At 55.8% G+C, this 16,637-nt stretch carries 18 protein-coding genes and 1 pseudogene; 7 read left to right on the top strand and 12 right to left on the bottom strand.

Going from position 1 to position 16,637, the window contains the following annotated elements; all coding sequences use genetic code 11:
• The first annotated feature begins 547 nt into the window (after window positions 1-547).
• From glnA to ntrC, 4 genes are all read left to right on the top strand, one after another.
• Window positions 548-1,954, top strand: coding sequence for a glutamate--ammonia ligase (gene glnA, locus BMY49_RS15325; RefSeq protein ID WP_089675959.1), 1,407 nt, complete (start codon window positions 548-550; stop codon window positions 1,952-1,954).
• A 53-nt stretch (window positions 1,955-2,007) separates the two neighbouring features.
• The gene (locus BMY49_RS15320) at window positions 2,008-2,607 is read left to right on the top strand and encodes a DUF4124 domain-containing protein (protein ID WP_338061334.1); all 600 of its coding nucleotides are present in this window, start codon (window positions 2,008-2,010) and stop codon (window positions 2,605-2,607) included.
• 206 nt (window positions 2,608-2,813) lie between these two features.
• Window positions 2,814-3,872, top strand: coding sequence for a nitrogen regulation protein NR(II) (glnL, locus tag BMY49_RS15315; RefSeq protein WP_062361867.1), 1,059 nt, complete (start codon window positions 2,814-2,816; stop codon window positions 3,870-3,872).
• Window positions 3,869-5,299, top strand: a complete 1,431-nt coding sequence (gene ntrC, locus BMY49_RS15310) for a nitrogen regulation protein NR(I) (RefSeq protein WP_054641592.1) — start codon at window positions 3,869-3,871, stop codon at window positions 5,297-5,299. The genes glnL and ntrC overlap by 4 nt, the downstream gene beginning before the upstream one ends.
• On the opposite strand, the gene BMY49_RS15305 is transcribed toward ntrC, so the two are convergent.
• The 11 genes and pseudogenes from BMY49_RS15305 to ugpB form a co-directional block, all read right to left on the bottom strand.
• The gene (locus BMY49_RS15305) at window positions 5,296-5,520 is read right to left on the bottom strand and encodes a hypothetical protein (protein ID WP_074211171.1); all 225 of its coding nucleotides are present in this window, start codon (window positions 5,518-5,520) and stop codon (window positions 5,296-5,298) included. The genes ntrC and BMY49_RS15305 overlap by 4 nt on opposite strands.
• Window positions 5,521-5,524: 4 nt before the next feature.
• Window positions 5,525-5,692 (bottom strand): DUF6435 family protein, encoded by a 168-nt coding sequence (locus BMY49_RS17290; RefSeq protein WP_139794523.1) that lies wholly within the window; start codon window positions 5,690-5,692, stop codon window positions 5,525-5,527.
• A gap of 95 nt (window positions 5,693-5,787) precedes the next feature.
• On the bottom strand, window positions 5,788-6,315 hold the full coding sequence (locus BMY49_RS15300) for an alpha/beta fold hydrolase (protein WP_054645276.1): 528 nt from the start codon (window positions 6,313-6,315) through the stop codon (window positions 5,788-5,790).
• Window positions 6,316-6,321: 6 nt separating this feature from the next.
• Window positions 6,322-6,453: an entericidin A/B family lipoprotein gene (locus BMY49_RS15295; RefSeq protein ID WP_044628799.1), complete on the bottom strand. Its 132-nt coding sequence runs from the start codon at window positions 6,451-6,453 to the stop codon at window positions 6,322-6,324.
• Window positions 6,454-7,390: 937 nt separating this feature from the next.
• On the bottom strand, window positions 7,391-7,930 hold the full coding sequence (locus BMY49_RS15290; protein WP_058578628.1) for a phosphatase PAP2 family protein: 540 nt from the start codon (window positions 7,928-7,930) through the stop codon (window positions 7,391-7,393).
• Window positions 7,893-9,056, bottom strand: a complete 1,164-nt coding sequence (locus BMY49_RS15285; protein WP_089675957.1) for a glycosyltransferase family 4 protein — start codon at window positions 9,054-9,056, stop codon at window positions 7,893-7,895. Before BMY49_RS15285 ends, BMY49_RS15290 begins: the two co-directional genes overlap by 38 nt.
• 108 nt (window positions 9,057-9,164) lie before the next feature.
• Window positions 9,165-9,395 (bottom strand): annotated as a pseudogene (locus tag BMY49_RS15280) (transposase); the annotation flags it as partial.
• 94 nt (window positions 9,396-9,489) lie between these two features.
• Window positions 9,490-10,545, bottom strand: coding sequence for a sn-glycerol-3-phosphate import ATP-binding protein UgpC (locus BMY49_RS15275; RefSeq protein ID WP_044628795.1), 1,056 nt, complete (start codon window positions 10,543-10,545; stop codon window positions 9,490-9,492).
• A 2-nt stretch (window positions 10,546-10,547) separates the two neighbouring features.
• Window positions 10,548-11,390: a sn-glycerol-3-phosphate ABC transporter permease UgpE gene (gene ugpE, locus BMY49_RS15270; RefSeq protein ID WP_054641590.1), complete on the bottom strand. Its 843-nt coding sequence runs from the start codon at window positions 11,388-11,390 to the stop codon at window positions 10,548-10,550.
• 27 nt (window positions 11,391-11,417) lie between these two features.
• Window positions 11,418-12,302 carry a sn-glycerol-3-phosphate ABC transporter permease UgpA gene (ugpA, locus tag BMY49_RS15265; RefSeq protein ID WP_044628793.1) on the bottom strand — a complete coding sequence of 295 codons (885 nt, stop codon included), beginning with the start codon at window positions 12,300-12,302 and terminating at the stop codon, window positions 11,418-11,420.
• Between the two features lie 98 nt (window positions 12,303-12,400).
• A complete protein-coding gene (gene ugpB / locus BMY49_RS15260; RefSeq protein ID WP_089675956.1) occupies window positions 12,401-13,726 on the bottom strand; it encodes a sn-glycerol-3-phosphate ABC transporter substrate-binding protein UgpB in 1,326 nt (441 codons plus the stop codon).
• 202 nt (window positions 13,727-13,928) lie between these two features.
• Here ugpB and argE point away from each other — a divergent pair, with 202 nt between their 5' ends.
• Window positions 13,929-15,098: an acetylornithine deacetylase gene (gene argE, locus BMY49_RS15255; protein ID WP_089675955.1), complete on the top strand. Its 1,170-nt coding sequence runs from the start codon at window positions 13,929-13,931 to the stop codon at window positions 15,096-15,098.
• 80 nt (window positions 15,099-15,178) lie between these two features.
• Here argE and BMY49_RS15250 read toward each other — a convergent pair whose 3' ends face one another.
• Entirely contained in the window at window positions 15,179-15,490 is a 312-nt protein-coding gene (locus BMY49_RS15250; RefSeq protein ID WP_062361848.1) for a hypothetical protein, read from the bottom strand.
• A gap of 155 nt (window positions 15,491-15,645) precedes the next feature.
• On the opposite strand from BMY49_RS15250, the gene BMY49_RS15245 reads away from it, so the two are divergent.
• Together BMY49_RS15245 and BMY49_RS15235 are read left to right on the top strand one after the other, a co-directional pair.
• Complete coding sequence (locus BMY49_RS15245) at window positions 15,646-16,113, top strand: YchJ family protein (protein WP_058578622.1); 468 nt, start codon at window positions 15,646-15,648, stop codon at window positions 16,111-16,113.
• Window positions 16,114-16,389: 276 nt separating this feature from the next.
• Window positions 16,390-16,637: helix-turn-helix domain-containing protein (locus BMY49_RS15235; protein WP_167359383.1), on the top strand; the 248-nt coding region annotated here is incomplete at its 3' end.

Here is a 16,637-nt window from a genome sequence, read left to right as displayed (position 1 = left end):
CCACAGGGATGAAGCGGCTCATGGCGATCTTCTCAGCTCGGCGATGACGGTGGTCAGTATCTCACGGTGCAACGGAAAGACCGACAGGCTGCTAGGCGCTGGGTTTTTTGAACCAACCTGGTGCACTGATACCTTTTTATGAGCTTTTATGGTGCGCCAATAAAAAATAAAGGCGCTTTTGTGCGCAACCAAAAGGCCTTTGCTACATGAAGAGGCATCTCTCCATAGGTTTTTGTATTTTAAAAACAAAGCATTATAAATTTTTGATGCCATAATGGTGCAGAGTTGGCATGCTCTGTGCTTATACATTGTAGATGGTTTTGTCACCAGCTATTAGATCGTATGCAGAAGCCTCTCGGCATGCTACAACGATAGCCGGTCTGAAATGATCGCTGGGCGTTTTGTTATCCATCGTCAGGCAAACGTTAAGCGAACAAAAAAGACAAACGCGCCACATGCAGCTGCGTGTTGAACGATTTGTTGAATAACACTTTTATCGATAGCTTACAGTTACAAGCTTTAAGCCACGCTCATACCGGAGGACACTATGTCAGCCAAGACTCTCGCGCTAATCGAAGAACATGATGTTAAGTGGGTAGATCTGCGTTTCACCGACACGCGCGGTAAAGAGCAGCACGTCACCGTACCGGCACGCGACGTGAATGAAGAGTTTTTTGAAAACGGCCAAATGTTTGACGGCTCTTCTATTGAAGGCTGGAAAGGCATTAATGAATCCGACATGATCCTGCGTCCGGAAGACGGCACTGGCTTCCTGGACCCCTTCACCGAAGACGCTACCCTGATCCTGCGTTGCGACATCATCGAGCCTGCTACCATGCAGGGCTATGATCGCGACCCGCGCTCTATCGCTAAGCGTGCAGAAGCTTACCTGCAGTCTACCGGTCTGGGCGACACCGCCTTCTTCGGCCCAGAGCCGGAATTCTTCATCTTTGACGAAGTGCACTGGAAGTCCGATATCCAGGGCTCTATGTACAAAATCACGTCTGATGAAGGCGCTTGGGCAACTGACAACAAAGTAGAAGGCGGCAACCTGGGTCACCGTCCGCGCGTGAAAGGCGGCTACTTCCCGGTTCCTCCGGTCGATAGCTTCCACGATATCCGTGGCGCGATGTGTAACACCCTGGAAGCGATTGGCCAGACCGTGGAAGTTCACCACCACGAAGTTGCCAACGCGGGTCAGAACGAAATCGGCGTTAAATTCAACACACTGGTGAAGAAAGCTGACGAAGTTCAGGAAATGAAGTACGTGATCCACAACGTGGCGCACGCTTACGGCAAAACCGCTACCTTCATGCCGAAGCCGCTGGTAGGCGACAACGGTTCTGGTATGCACATACACCAGTCGTTCTGGAAAGATGGTCAGAACCAGTTTGCTGGCGACGAGTACGCGGGCCTGTCTGAAATGGCGCTGTACTACATCGGTGGTGTTATCAAGCACGCTCGTGCTCTGAACGCCTTCACCAACGCGTCTACCAACTCGTACAAGCGTCTGGTACCGGGCTTTGAAGCACCGGTTATGCTGGCCTACAGTGCCCGTAACCGCTCTGCTTCTATCCGTATTCCTTACACCGCTAGCCCGAAAGGCAAGCGTGTAGAGACGCGCTTCCCTGATCCGACTGCCAACCCCTACCTGGCATTCGCTGCCCTATTGATGGCGGGCATCGACGGCATTAAAAACAAGATCCACCCTGGCGATGCCATGGATAAAAACTTGTACGACCTGCCGCCGGAAGAAGGCAAGTCCGTACCGACCGTTGCCAACAGCCTGGACCAAGCACTGGAAGCACTCGATGCTGACCGTGCTTTCCTGACCGAAGGCGGCGTATTTACTGAGGAAATGATCGATGCCTACATCGAGCTGAAGATGGAAGAAGTGGAGCGCATTCGCATGACCACTCACCCGATCGAGTTCGACATGTACTACTCTTGCTAAGAACGGTTGCTAAACACCGTTTTAACAAGAGTGCTAACATCCACCCTTGCGGTGTGAGTAGCCTGAAAAACCCCGCCTCGGCGGGGTTTTTGTTGGAGCAACATAAGGGTGAGAAAGTAATGATCAGTAGATGGCGTTTGCGTCAAAAAAGTGGTTTGTCCACAGGGGCTGCGCTGCTGCTGGGCCTGTGGGTAAGCGCTGCGCAGGCTCAAACGGTGTATCGCGTGGTGGATGCGCAGGGCAACGTGACGTTTACTGACAACCCAGAGCGCGGTGGTAAAGCGATCACGCTGGCCCCGCTGCCAAGCGTGCCTACCGCTGCTCGGCCTGCTTCTCCGTCTCCCCGCGCCAAGGGGAATCCTGGCCAACCGTTTATGCCCTATGACCGCTTTGCGATTGCTAACCCAGCGGCGGGGGCCTCGTTGCGAAATAATATGACGCCGGTTGAAGTGGCGGTTTCGCCGCCGCTACGCGACGACCACCAAATTCAACTGCTCGTGAATGGCGAACTAAGCCAATCTGCCCTGCATAGCGATGCGTTCTGGCTGGCGGGCTTGCCAGCGGGCCAACACCAGCTGCAGGCCGAACTGTTGGATAGCCAAGGGCGTATTCAACACCGCACCGATCCGGTGACTATTTTTATTGCTGAATAGTGCAATGCACTACAATGGTGCATAGGAGTATCTGAATTTGTTCGGCAGTGCGCTATAACGGCTCGCTGTGCCCACACCGGCTGCCCATCAGCCGTGCATGCCGCCGTTTGTGCTTAATTGGCGCGCTTTTTGCAGTTCCTCTCTCAACGATCCCATCACGCTATTGTTCATCACACTATTATTAGAGCGACGTTTCAGGACACGCCATGTATCAGCGCTTATTAGAACATCTCACCACCGCAGTGCTACTGCTCGACGGTGAACTCCGTGTCCGCTGGATGAACCCAGCGGCGGAAGCGCTGCTAGCGGTGAGCTTTAGCCGTGTGCAGGGTATTAGTCTAGATACCTTGCTAGGCGGTGGGGAAAGTATTGATGAGGTATTGGCCAAAGCGCGGGATGCCTTTCACCCCTATACCCAGCGGGAAGCGCGTATCACGCCGCTCAATAGTGAGCCGCTCACGGTGGACTATACGGTAACGCCCCTCTCAGCCGATGAGCTACTGCTGGAAGTCGAGCCGAGAGACCGCTTGATGCAGATCTCCCGCGAAGAGGCGCTCACCACCCGCCAAGAGACCATTAAGGTGCTGGCGCGGGGCTTGGCCCACGAGGTGAAAAACCCATTAGGCGGCATTCGCGGTGCGGCGCAACTGCTGGAGCGTGATTTAGACGACCCGGCGCTGCGGGAATTTACCCATATCATCGTCGAAGAAGTAGACCGCTTACGAGATTTGGTTGATTCCATGCTGGGCCCGAACCGCATCATTAAACATGAGCCGGTCAATATCCATAAAGTGCTGGAGCGAGTGCGAGCGCTGCTGATTGCCGAGCATCCCCATGTCACCGTCAACCGCGATTACGACCCCAGCCTGCCGGATCTTTCCGGTGATGAGTCGCAAATGATTCAGGCGGTATTGAACGTGGCGCGTAACGCGGTGCAGGCCATGAGCGATGCAGAGACCCCCTCACCGGGGCTGATTCTGCGCACCCGTGCCCGGCGCCAGTTCACTTTAGGCGCCGAGCGGCACCGGCTAGTGAGCGAAGTCGGCGTGATTGATAACGGCCCTGGCATTCCTGAAAGCCTACGCGAAACCCTCTTTTACCCGATGGTGTCTGGCCGCGCGGAAGGCAGCGGTTTGGGGCTATCCATTGCTCAGTCAATTTTGTATCAACATCAGGGATTGATCGAATGCGACTCACGACCTGGACATACCGAATTTCGTTTACTGATTCCATTAGTTATTAATTGCACCGGAGAAGCGTCATGACTGAGGCGACACGTACCGATGTTGCACGGGTGGTTATTGTCGATGATGACCGCGCTATCCGTTGGGTGCTGGAGCGCGCACTGGCGCAGCCAGACCTAGAGGTTGAGTGTATTGAGCGTGCCGACACGGCGCTGGCACGGCTGCTGGAAAGCCCACCGGATGTGTTGGTGACCGATATTCGCATGCCGGGGATTGATGGGCTGGATTTAATGTCACGGGTTCGCGAAGCCCACCCGGACCTGCCGGTCATTGTCATGACCGCTCACTCCGATTTAGACAGCGCCGTGGCCTCTTACCAGGGGGGGGCGTTTGAGTACTTGCCCAAGCCGTTTGATGTGGATGAGGCGCTGGCGCTGGTACGCCGTGCGGTAGCCCACGCCCGTGAACGCCAGCGGCCGGTGAGCGTGCCGGAAGGCCTAAGCGCCGAGATCATCGGTGAAGCGCCCGCCATGCAGGAAGTCTTTCGCGCCATTGGGCGGCTCTCCCATTCGCACATTACGGTACTGATTAACGGTGAGTCGGGCACCGGTAAAGAGCGTGTCGCCCAGGCGCTGCATCAGCACAGCCCGAGGGCGGGCAAGCCGTTTATTGCTTTGAATATGGCGGCAATTCCTCGTGACTTAATAGAGTCCGAGCTTTTTGGCCATGAGAAAGGCGCGTTTACTGGGGCGGCTGCCCAGCGCCAAGGGCGCTTCGAGCAGGCCAACGGTGGCACGCTGTTTCTGGATGAAATCGGCGATATGCCCGCCGAGACGCAAACCCGTCTGCTGCGCGTGCTGGCCGACGGCGAGTTTTACCGCGTGGGCGGGCATACCCCGGTAAAAGTTGATGTGCGGATTATCGCGGCAACCCACCAGAACCTAGAGTCGTTGGTAGATGATGGGCGCTTTCGTGAAGACTTGTTCCACCGTCTGAACGTGATTCGCGTTCATCTACCGCGCCTTGCCGAGCGCCGCGAAGATATTCCCCGGCTAACCCGGCATTTTTTGGCCGAAGCGGCGAAAGAGCTTTCCACCGATATCAAAGTGCTGACCCCTGAGGCAGAGGCGCACTTAACCCGGCTGCCGTGGCCCGGCAACGTACGTCAGCTGGAAAATATCTGCCGTTGGTTAACGGTCATGGCCTCTGGCCGGGAAATCCTGGTAGAAGACCTGCCGCCAGAGCTACGCACGGTCGGTGCGTCGGAAAGTAGCGTCCACGGTGATTGGCGTTCAGCATTTCGCGATTGGGCTGATCATGCTTTGGCAGAAGGCCATACGCACCTGCTGGAAGAGGCGGTACCCGATTTCGAGCGCATTATGATTGAAACTGCACTCAAGCATACCGGTGGTCGCAAAGGCGAGGCCGCTGAGCTGCTGGGCTGGGGGCGTAATACGCTTACCCGTAAACTAAAAACGCTGCTGCCTGCGTTGGCGGATGACGCCTAGGGCATCGGCTCGGCGGAAATGGGGGCAGGGAGTACAAACACGGCATCAGCCAGTGTTGGCTCGGGGAGGTCGCACTCAGCCTGTTCCCAGGGCAGCAGGCTGAAAGTGTGTTGAATCCCCAGCCCTTCTAGCTGATGCCCCACACCATGGCGGCAGCTTCCGTAGGCGTGCGTGGTTAAGGTGCCTGTGAGCAGCGCAGCCAAACCCAAACCGGTGCGCACCGCGTTAGCCCTCTTGAGCCTTAAGGCGGTTGATGTCGGCAAGAATCTCTTCTGTCAGTGTGGCGTTGGCGCGCATATCGCCGTTGCGGGAAGCTTCCATCGCCGCTTGCAGCTTGCGTTCGTACGCTTGTTGAAGCTTCTTTTTTGGGTCGCGCTTAAATAGTCCAAACATGTGCACTATCCTTTTGGTGTATATTATTTGCATAGGTTTTGGGTGCTTATGTCGACTGCTGTACGCGTTTTTCGTTTTCCGGTGCGTTGCTGAGGCTAAACCGGTGGGCGGGCGTCCGCACACTGGGCTAAGAAGCGTGTAAAGTCGTCCAGGATAGTGTCCAGGCTACTATGCAGGCGATGATCGTCATCAATCATTCGCAGTGACAAGCGCTGTAGGCGGGCACGCTCAATCACTGGGCCTGGGGGTACCACATCATCGCGCCAGCCATGAATGATATGCGTATGCTGGGCTTGAATCGTCGGTGAGGTCTCTGGGTACTCAGGCAGGCCAAGCGCGGGGGCGAGTAAAAAACAGCCCAACACCGGTGTTTGCGTACTGGCGGCAGCGCTGAGCCAGCCGCCTAAGCTTGAGCCTGCTAATACACAGCGGGCGGGGTCATCACCACGAGCCAGCAGAGTAGCGGTAAGGTGTTTCAATCGCTCGGCTGGCTCGTCCATGCCCCGGTAATCCATGACGACCGGCTCACAGTCATCAAGCTGTTCAGCAATACCCTTGAGCGCCTGCATTTTCAGTGCCCCTGGGCCACTCTCCAAGCCATGTGAAAGGTAGACGGTCATCATCATGGTTTAATCCGCCGAACGCTGAATGGCTTCACCACCCTGCTCAATATCCTGGCCCATACCGCGAACTGTGTTACAGCCGCTAATGGTGAGTAGTGTGGCCAGTAAGAGTATGCCAAGCGCAATGGTGCGTTTCATTGGGTCTTTCCTCTCTACTAAATAATGCCCCGCTGGGGCGTCATGGTGTGATGAGTAACATAAGCGCTGTTGGTGCGGGTTGCCACCGGTAAGTAGCCATGAGGTGGAACGTTTTACCAACGCTGCTTATCTCTCCTTAGCATAGATGTGAACCGTGCGCATTTGTCGCATGTGTCAATATTACCCATGTCATCCCTGAGTTTTCTGTCAATTTCGGTTAGGCTGGGCTTTTATTTTTTTGTTTAATTTATTGATATTAAAGATATTTTTTATTTATTGGTATGATTGGCCCAATGCCTGCAGTGTTATAAGTGTTAATACTTATAGTGTCACCATTGATGATTTAACCAATTTCACTGTTAGCAACCAAGTTCCAACCCATCAAAGCGTGAGCAGGCTAATAGACAGTAGAGGAGGGCAGGAGGCCCAGTAAGCATCATGGACGTGAATGGACTCTTAGCCTGCTCACTCTTATCAGCATAAGGCCGTGCTGATCATCGAAGCCAAGGAGTGGCAGCGATGCAAAACAGCCATCTCGCAACTGTGAGGTGGTTTTTTTGCGTTTATTTTTCAATCATTAATACATTGATTTATATAACGTTTTTTCTCGCCTTAGGGGTGTTGCATAGTTCCTGTACAGATATGCAAAGTATTTTGGTCTATCCTTTCGGGTAAACCAAAATCAGCGGTTATAAGACGTCAACGCATCGGCCGCACACTGACAGGGACAAGCGCTATGGTGATGGTATTGATGTTCTGCATGTTCGTGCTGTTTCTAGGGTTTTCGGGGGTGGGCCTGTACATGATGTTTAAAACATCATTTATGACGGCTACAGAGGATCGCGACGACATGCCGCCTGATATGTAAGTAATTGAATAATAAATAAAAAGCCACCTTTTTTTTGGGTGGCTTTTGCATGTTGGCATGTAGAGACTCTTACCCCATCCAATAAAGGCTCAGCAGTGCAAAGCCATAGCCCATCACGCCACCAACCAGTACATCGCTGACATAATGCAGCCCTAGCCCCACTCGAGAAATTGCAATGAGTAGGCTGAGTGGAAGAACAATCGGCAGCAGCCAGGGGGTGTGGGCGGCCACTAATACGCTGAACATGACGGCGTGCATGGTGTGGCCACTGGGGAAACTGTAGCGATCTCGAGCGGGTTCACCGCAGTGTACGCCTCCCAGGTAAGTGATAAAGGGGCGCTCTCGGCACAGCTTGGTTTTGACCAGCTTATAAACCGTGACAGCTACCAGGGCGATCAGCGAGTACTGCATCATCCGCCACGTGCCATCAGGTTGAAGCCAGGGCTGGGCAGCAATCAGCAGTACCCACACCGGCCAGTCGCCTAACTTACTGGCTGTTTTCAGCGTTAGCCGCCAGGGGCGGTAGAGCGAGAGATGCGTGACCCGTTGGCAAAACCGCCACTCCCACAGGTCAAGACGATCGAATACGACAAGCGGGCGAGCTCGCATGGTGGGCCTCCTGGGCATGGTGTAGGTAGCGCAGAAACTGCTCAGCAATGCCCGACCAGCTTTGTTCTAGCGCGCGTAAACGGGCAACTCTTCCTATTCGTGCGTAATCGGCGGGGTGTTGGCACAGTGCCACGGCCGCTTCTTGAAAGCCGTGGGCGTCGTTAGGCGCTACGGTCACCCCGTTATGGCCGTTTTGGATCAGCTCCGCGCTGGCTGCATGACGATAAGCAACTACCGCCAAGCCGCTTGCCATTGCCTCCGTTACTACGTTGCCCCACGTTTCCGACAGCGAAGGAAATACAAACATATCAGCACTGGCGTAGTGGCAAGCTAGCTCATGTTTATCCACAAATCCGGTGAAATGTGCGTCAGGGAGTGCCTTCTCTAACTGTGCACGCCCTGGGCCATCACCAACGATCACCTGTGCCATATCGGGGCGCACATTGCGCATGGCTTGCAGCGTTTCTTGTAGCAGGGCCAGATTCTTCTCTGGTGCGAGTCGCCCGACATAGAGGGCGACCGGCTGGTGCTCGCTAACTCCCCACTGCTTACGCAGCTCTGCACTACGGTGAGCTGGAGAGAATTTTTCCCCATCAATCCCCCGAGCGAGCACCTGTACTTCATGGATACCCCGTTGGCGTAAAGCTGTGGCTTGCTGATGAGTGGGCACTAGTGTCAGTGCGCAGCCATTGTGAAAGTAGCGCAAATAGCGGCGAGTCGCGGCAGAGAGCCAAGAGGCGCCGTAATCATGGCAGTAATGATCGAAGTTGGTGTGCCAACCTGCCACCAGCGGAATGCTCAACTGTTGCGCTGCCTGGCGAGCTGCCCAGCCGAGCGGGCCTTGGGTGGCTAAATAAATCACATCTGGCCGGTGCTGTTGCCAAAACCGCTGCAACGTGGACGGGCGAGCAAATCCCACCTGAACATCACGATAGCCGGGCAGCGCCAGGTGGTTAACCTGTAGTTCTTGGGTGGCATAGGCGGCACTGCCGGGTGCCTTAGGCTTAGGGCGAATCACATCCATTGTGACGCCCAGCCGCTGCAGCTCACGACATATCCGGTTGAGAGTATGCGCAACGCCGTTAATTTCTGGAGACCATGTTTCGCTAACGATACAGAGCCGCATGAGCGATTCGTCCCTTTATCACGTTTCTCATTATGTTGCGCGGGCACAATGACACTGCCAAGACAGGCAAGTGAACAAGCGATGACAGACAGCCATCATGCAGTAAGTGAGGCGCTGAGTGTTTTTGGCCAGTCCACGATAGCGAGCCTTGCCATAACCAAAAACGTGTTTGATGTACCGAAAGGGGTGCTCCATCTTGGCACGGATACTGGCTTTGATTTTTTCGACTTTCTGTCGCCTGGCATCTCGCTTCTGGCGGGTGCCAGGCCGTTTGGCAATATACCAAGAGACGTCGTTGCGGTGCTTGTGCTCGTCTCTTTTTTGAATACCCAGGTAACCATGCCGGTATCGGCCATGCGAATAGGATTGGGGCATAGCGGTACCGACTGCGCCTTAGGCGAGTAACGTTGTTACCCGCCTAAGGCGCTGCGTACTAATGGGCGGTGCGCTTGCCGGTGGTGCTGTTGAACGGGTGAAGCGCATCGCTGGTCACGTACACCTGCAGCGTTTCACCTTCGCTGACCGGCGGCTGGCCTGCGGTACGCACCACCGTAGGTTGGTCGCTGCCTGCCAAGTTTAGGTAGAGATGGCTCTCTGCCCCGGCGGCTTCAAACAGCATCAAGGTAGCGTTCAACGTTATATAGGGCGCGGCTGGCGGGGCGAGCTGCATATCGTCTGGGCGGATGCCGACGGTATCAGTCTCTTTCGGCAACTGGCTCAGCACGCCCTGGGTATCCTGCTGCGCAAGGTAATCCAGCGGCAGCATGTTCATAGCCGGGGAGCCAATAAATTCCGCCACAAACATAGTGGCCGGACGGGCGTAGATCTCCATCGGGGTGCCCACCTGCTCGATCTGACCAGCATTGAGCACCACGAGCCTATCCCCCAGCGTCATCGCCTCGAGCTGGTCGTGGGTCACATAGAGGCTGGTGGTTTTTAACCGCCGCTGAAGCTGCTTGATCTCAACGCGCATCTGCACGCGCAGCTTGGCATCCAGGTTAGAGAGCGGTTCGTCAAACAGAAACGCGGCGGGCTCGCGCACTAACGCACGGCCCATCGCCACCCGCTGGCGCTGGCCGCCGGATAGCTTGCGCGGTTTGCGCTCCAAAAAGTCCTCAATCTCCAGCATCTTGGCCGCCGTGCGCACCCGCTGGTCGATGTCGTCTTTCTTGAAGCCGCGATTCTTCAGGCCATATGCCAGGTTGTTGTACACCGTCATATGCGGGTAGAGGGCGTAGTTTTGGAACACCATGGCGATATCCCGCTCGGCGGGCTCAAGTTGGTTCACCACTCGCTCGCCGATCTTTAACGTGCCTTCAGTGATGCTCTCCAGGCCTGCCACCATGCGCAGCAGCGTGGATTTACCGCAGCCAGAAGGCCCCACCAGCACCACAAACTCGCCATCTTGGATATGTAAATCGACGCCTTTGACCGCTGCCACGTTGCCCGCGTAGGTTTTTTTCAGCCCTTCCAAGGTAATGCTGGCCATGGTTATTTCTCCGTCTCGGTCAGGCCTTTCACAAACAGGCGTTGCATGAACAAAATCACTAATACCGGCGGCAGAGCCGCCATCACCACGGCGGCCATAATGAGATGCCACTGAGGGTTCTCTTCAGAGGTCATGCGCTGAATGCCCATCACAATGGTGTAGTAGTCCGGGTCGGTGGTGATCAGCAGCGGCCACAGATACTGGTTCCAGCCGTAAATAAACATGATCACGAACAGTGCGGCGATATTGGTGATCGAGAGCGGCATCAGAATGTCTTTAAAGAATTTCAGTGGGCCTGCGCCATCGACCCGCGCGGCTTCCAACATCTCCTCGGGGATGGTCATGAAAAACTGCCGAAACAGAAACGTCGCGGTGGCGGAAGCAATCAGCGGTATCGAAAGCCCCGCGAAGCTGTTTAGCATATTGAGATCTGCAACGACCTGAAATGTCGGAATAATGCGGACTTCGACGGGTAGCATCAGCGTGATGAAAATCAGCCAGAAGAAGAACATCCGAAAGCGGAAGCGGAAGTAGACAATCGCAAACGCGGAAAGCAGCGAGATCGACAGCTTACCCACGGTAATCGCCATGGCCATGATGAAGCTGTTCCATAGCATGGTGCCGGCCGGCGGCGCGCCCGCGTTTGAGACGCCGGATTGCCACATACGGGTAAAGTTTTCGATGCCGTGGGCACCTGGCAACATTGGTAGCGTGCCGCGCAGCAGGTCGCCCGGCGCTTGGGTCGAGGCCACCAGCGCTACGTAGACGGGAAACACCACCACCGCGACGCCGAGCATCAGCGTTAAGTGGGCAAAAAAGTTCGCCCAGGGACGATTTTCAACCATGACAAGACTCCAACAGTTAGCCTGCGGCTAGTAGTTCACCCGGCGCTCAATAAAGCGGAACTGCACCACCGTGAGTGCGACCACAATCACCATCAAAATCACCGACTGCGCGGCGGATGACCCCAGGTTCAGGCCCACGAAACCATCGGCGTACACCTTGTACACTAGTGTGTTGGTGGCCTGGGCGGGGCCGCCCTGGGTAGTGGCGTGAATAATCCCGAAGGTATCGAACATCGCGTACACCACGTTCACTACCATCAGGAAGAAGGTGGTGGGAGACAGTAGGGGAAACACAATGGTCCAGAAGCGCTTCATGGGGCTGGCACCATCAATGGCGGCGGCTTCGATAAGCGATTGGGGGATCGACTGCAGCCCGGCCAGGAAGAACAGAAAGTTATAGGAGATCTGTTTCCAGGCGGCGGCAAAAATCACCAGCAGCATGGCGTCCGCCCCTGAGGTTCGGTGGTTCCACTGATAGCCCACCATATCCAGCATATAAGGCACGATGCCGATGGAGGGATTGAAGATGAACCACCACAGTACCCCGGCAATGGCGGGGGCAATGGCATAGGGCCATACCAGCAACGTGGTGTAGGTGCTGCGCGAGCGAATCATGCGATTCACCGTGCAGGCCAACAGCAGCGCCGCCGCCATGGACAGCAGCGTGGTGCCAATGGCAAAAATGGCCGTCACCGAGAGCGAGTTGAGATAGTTGCCGTCACGAAACAGGCGGGAAAAATTCTCCAGCCCCACGAAGGTCGTGCGTAGCCCAAAAGCATCTTCACGAAGTAGCGACTGATAGAGCGCTTGTCCGGCCGGCCAGATAAAGAAAATCAGCGTGACAATGACCTGAGGAGCCAGCAGGGCGTAGGGCAAAAAACGCCCTGGGAAGGTCATGCGTTTGGTTTGCATAGGCAACGTATCCTGCGTCTATAAACGGCACCAATAAGTGGGGCACTTAAAAACAGGCTCGCCGCCTGCCAAGGGCAGGCGGCGAAGCAGGTGCTTACTTACTGATTCGCGGATTCAAAGTCGCGCAGTAGTTGGTTGCCGCGCTCTACTGCCGCATCGGCCGCTTCTTGGCCCGACTTGTTGCCGGTCATCACAGCTTCCATCTCTTCAGAGATGATGTCGCGGATCTGGACGAAGTTGCCAAAGCGCAGGCCTTTGGAGTTCTCGGTGGGCTCGTTCAGCGTCATCTGCTTGAGCGAAATATCCGCACCGGGGTTCTCATCGTAGTAACCCTGCTCTTGGCTCAGATCCCAAGCGGCTTGCGTGATCGGCAGGTAGCCGGTTTGCTGGTGCCACTCGGCCTGAACTTCCGGCTGGGAGAGATACTCGAAAAACGCTGCTACGGCGGCGTACTCTTCATCGCTATGGCCCTGCAAAGCCCACAGCGTGGCCCCGCCAATGATGGAGTTCTGCGGCGCGCCTTCTACATCGGCGTAGTAGGGCTGCATGCCAAAGCCCACTTCGAAGTCGGCATTGGCAGCGACGTCGGCACGGGAAGCAGAGGAGCCAAAGAAGATCGCGCACTCCTGGGAGTAGAACATGGGTTCGGCATCCGGGCCAGAACCCGGGCCGCCCCATTTGAACGCGCCAGCGTCTTGCCAGGTTTTCAGGTTGTCCCAGTGGCGGGCGACCAGCTCGTTGTTGAAGTTCAGCTCGGTGTCCATACCGCCAAAGCCGTTTTCCAGCGTACCCAACGGCGAGTTGTGCATAGCGGAGAAGTTCTCCAGCATCACCCAGCTCGGCCAAGAGGTGGTAAAGCCGCAGTTAGCAGCATCAGACTCGGTAATTTGAGTGGCGTACTCTGCGAGCTCTTCCCAGGTTTGCGGCGGCTGTTCTGGGTCTAGGCCAGCTTCCTCAAACGCATCACGGTTGTAGTACATGATGGGCGTGGAGGAGTTAAACGGGAACGACAGCATATTGCCGTTGGTATCGGTGTAGTAGCCCACCACGGCGGGCAGGAAGGCTTCGCGATCAAACGCACGGCCATGAGCTTCCATCAGCTCATACACCGGATAAATCGCCCCTTCGGCGTTCATCATGGTGCCGGTGCCGACTTCAAACACCTGCAGGATGTGCGGCTGCTCGCCTGCGCGGAACGCTGCAATGGCGCCGGTCATGGTTTCGGTGTAGTTGCCGCGGTAGCTGGGCGTCACGCGGTACTCATCTTGAGAAGCATTGAACTCCTCGGTCATGCCTTCCAGAATTTCACCGAGTTGACCGCCCATGGCGTGCCACCAGGTCACTTCGGTAGCGGCATTGGCAGAAACACTTAACGTGGCGGTCGCCACACCGAGGGCAAGCGCGTGCAACGTGAAACGAGACATAACGGCTCCTTGTAGGTCGTGCGCAGTACGTTTATTAAGGTTTTTGGGTGCACTGAATAGTAGAAAGTGTAGATGACGATTTCATGAATGCACGGTGAACTTGTCGTGACGGACAACATTCGGCGAGACGCTGGTAGCGCCCAGTAGGCAAAGGGAATGCGGGGTGCTAGGGTGGCTAAAAAGCCTAACCAACGAGATAAACATGACGAACGTAACTGCGCTGCTGACCCAACTGGTGGCGTTTGATACCACCTCTAGCGAGTCGAACCTGGCGCTGATTGAGTTTGTTGAGCGCTATTTAGCCGATTACGGCGTGACCGCTGAGCGTGTGATGAGCCCCTGCGGTACCAAAGCCAACCTGATTGCGCGCATCGGCCCTGATGCGCCCGGCGGGGTGATGCTTTCCGGGCATACGGATGTGGTGCCCGTCGTAGGGCAGCCGTGGAGCAGCGACCCGTTTACCCTGCGCGATGGCGGTGATGGCCGTTTGTATGGCCGCGGCACTTGCGATATGAAGGGCTTTATTGCCTGCGCGCTCGCCATGGTGCCCACCTGGGCGAAGGCACCGCTGAAGCAGCCGATCTACTTCGGCTTCTCTTATGACGAAGAGATCGGCTGCGTGGGCGCCCCCAGCCTGATTAAGCGCTTTTATGAGCACTACTCCACCACGGCCCACGTGATTGTCGGCGAGCCCACCAGCATGCAGCCGGTGGTGGCGCAAAAAGGTGCGACCAACCTGCGCACTACCGTGATTGGCCGTGAAGCGCACAGCAGCCAGGTGAATCAGGGCACGTCCGCGATCCACGTGGCCGCAAGGCTAGTGACGTTCATCGAGGACACTATGGCCGCGCTGGTGGAAGAGGGGCGCGTGGATGAGGCTTTTAACGTGCCGCATACCAGCTTGCATGTGGGTAAAATCAAAGGCGGCACGGCCATTAATATCATGGCTCGGGAGTGCCAGTTCGAGTGGGAAATTCGCCACCTACCCACAGAAACCTTTGAAGAGGTGTACGGGCGCTTTAGCGACTACTGCGCAACGCTCAGTGAGGCGTTAAGTGCTCAGGGCAAAACCGTGGAAATTATTACTGAACCGCTGAACGTGACGGTACCGGGGCTGGCCGACCGAGACAATCAGCAGGTGCTGCGGTTAGCGCAGGATCACCTGCCCAGCGGCTGCTGCCAGCACGCGGTGGCCTATGCGACGGAGGCCGGACAGTTCCAGGGGCAGGGGCTGCAAACCATCATTTTAGGGCCGGGCAGTATTGCCCAGGCCCACCAGCCGGATGAGTATATTGAAACGGCGCAGCTCGATGAATGTAGTGCGTTTATGCAGCGCTTAGGCAGCGCTCTGGAAACGCCATATTCAGGCTAACGCGTTTATTTGCACCCAATAAAAAACACCCGCCAGTGTGATCGGGCGGGTGTTTTCTTGAGACGCTTACGGTCTGGCTGTTAGTGCTGATGCTGCTCTTCGTAAAGCTCTGCTTTCGCATGGCGCATCACATCTTCGCACGCCTGTTGATGGGCAAGCTGGGTAAGCAGCCGTTGCGTGACTTCAAACCCTTTCCCCAAGCAGGTATCTACTTCGTCACGGCTCACCTGTGGTGAGACGTTGTAGTCGATTTTTATCGTGCGGCCACCGCCTTCTAGCCGGTCGGCAAACCCTCTAAGCCGCCACGCGATTCGCTCTTTCCAGTTTGCTGATTCTTCCGCGCCTTCGTTTACGCTAAACGTGCACTGCCATTCCGGTTTGTAAACCTTCATAGGAGAACCTCCACTGCGTTTGGAAAGAATGATTGATCGTGTTGTCGTACTCCGTCTGTCTAGGGATCTTGCTCTGTTACTATACCTAACTCAGGGCTAATACCGAAACAAAACATCTACATCGTTTGCTCCTTGCACAAGCCAGAGCCACTCCTATGACTCACTCATTGCCTAAAAGTTGCCCCTGCGGTAGCAATACTCCGCTGGCAACCTGCTGCCAGCCCTATTATCAAGGGGTCACGCTGCCACCAACTCCCGAAGCGCTGATGCGATCACGATACACTGCTTTCGCGTTGAATCAGCGTGACTACCTACTTGCCACCTGGCATTCCTCGACCCGCCCTCAGCAGCTACCACCCGATCCTGATACTCAGTGGGTTGCGCTCGATATTGTGGCCGCGCCAACCGTGCAAAATGACCAAGGCTCCGTACATTTTCGCGCCACTTTTCGTGAGTCGGGTGGCTGGCATGTGCTAGAGGAAGTCTCGCGTTTTGTACGGGAAGAGGGGCGCTGGTGGTATATCGACGGTACGCCTAGTGTCATGCGTTTAAAACCACGCCGGAATGAGCCTTGCCCTTGTGGCAGTGGGCGAAAATTCAAGGTATGTTGCCAGCAAGGCTAAGTAGTATGAGGCAGGAGAGGGGGTGAACGCTTTGCAGGTACTGTTGACTATTTGCCGTAGGATACTGCTACGCACTTCCTTTGCGGTCGCTCTTGGTATTGGGCTGCCTGCCAGCACCCAAGCGAGTGATCAGGCAGAGCTGAACAGCGCCCCTTTTCCTGCTTCTGATATTACCAAACAGCGCGTAAAGCATCTCCCAGTCGGGCGGTGATACAAGCGCGCACCGCGTAGCGGTGCCAGATTGACTTCGCCTCATTGCCCTGATATTTATACAGCATGACAAAGCGCGCCTACAAAGAACGGTTCTACCCCACTTCCGAACAGGCTGAGCTGCTGGCGCAGTCGTTCGGGTGTGCCCGTTTTGTCTGGAATAATACCCTGGCCTATCGCACCGAGGCGTATCAGCAGCGCGGTGAATCGGTCTCGCACTCATCGGCGGAAAAGCGACTGGTGGGCTTAAAGGCGGAGTTTCCGTGGTTGCGGGATGTTTCCAGCGTGATCCTGCAGCAAACGCTCCGCGACCA

Source organism: Vreelandella aquamarina (assembly GCF_900110265.1).
GTDB lineage: Bacteria > Pseudomonadota > Gammaproteobacteria > Pseudomonadales > Halomonadaceae > Vreelandella > Vreelandella aquamarina.
The sequence above is the reverse complement of the archived record's forward strand: the minus strand, read 5'-3'. Positions and strand labels throughout refer to the sequence as shown.

What these genes read in the sequence shown, in the direction of transcription:
- argE (WP_089675955.1), top strand. Translation starts at nt 13,929, where the DNA reads ATGACGAACGTAACTGCGCTGCTGACCCAACTGGTGGCGTTTGATACC.
- BMY49_RS15290 (WP_058578628.1), bottom strand. Translation starts at nt 7,930, where the DNA reads ATGCGAGCTCGCCCGCTTGTCGTATTCGATCGTCTTGACCTGTGGGAG.
- ugpA (WP_044628793.1), bottom strand. Translation starts at nt 12,302, where the DNA reads ATGCAAACCAAACGCATGACCTTCCCAGGGCGTTTTTTGCCCTACGCC.
- ugpB (WP_089675956.1), bottom strand. Translation starts at nt 13,726, where the DNA reads ATGTCTCGTTTCACGTTGCACGCGCTTGCCCTCGGTGTGGCGACCGCC.
- BMY49_RS17290 (WP_139794523.1), bottom strand. Translation starts at nt 5,692, where the DNA reads ATGTTTGGACTATTTAAGCGCGACCCAAAAAAGAAGCTTCAACAAGCG.
- BMY49_RS15285 (WP_089675957.1), bottom strand. Translation starts at nt 9,056, where the DNA reads ATGCGGCTCTGTATCGTTAGCGAAACATGGTCTCCAGAAATTAACGGC.
- BMY49_RS15275 (WP_044628795.1), bottom strand. Translation starts at nt 10,545, where the DNA reads ATGGCCAGCATTACCTTGGAAGGGCTGAAAAAAACCTACGCGGGCAAC.
- glnL (WP_062361867.1), top strand. Translation starts at nt 2,814, where the DNA reads ATGTATCAGCGCTTATTAGAACATCTCACCACCGCAGTGCTACTGCTC.
- BMY49_RS15295 (WP_044628799.1), bottom strand. Translation starts at nt 6,453, where the DNA reads ATGAAACGCACCATTGCGCTTGGCATACTCTTACTGGCCACACTACTC.
- BMY49_RS15250 (WP_062361848.1), bottom strand. Translation starts at nt 15,490, where the DNA reads ATGAAGGTTTACAAACCGGAATGGCAGTGCACGTTTAGCGTAAACGAA.
- ntrC (WP_054641592.1), top strand. Translation starts at nt 3,869, where the DNA reads ATGACTGAGGCGACACGTACCGATGTTGCACGGGTGGTTATTGTCGAT.
- ugpE (WP_054641590.1), bottom strand. Translation starts at nt 11,390, where the DNA reads ATGGTTGAAAATCGTCCCTGGGCGAACTTTTTTGCCCACTTAACGCTG.
- glnA (WP_089675959.1), top strand. Translation starts at nt 548, where the DNA reads ATGTCAGCCAAGACTCTCGCGCTAATCGAAGAACATGATGTTAAGTGG.
- BMY49_RS15245 (WP_058578622.1), top strand. Translation starts at nt 15,646, where the DNA reads ATGACTCACTCATTGCCTAAAAGTTGCCCCTGCGGTAGCAATACTCCG.
- BMY49_RS15300 (WP_054645276.1), bottom strand. Translation starts at nt 6,315, where the DNA reads ATGATGACCGTCTACCTTTCACATGGCTTGGAGAGTGGCCCAGGGGCA.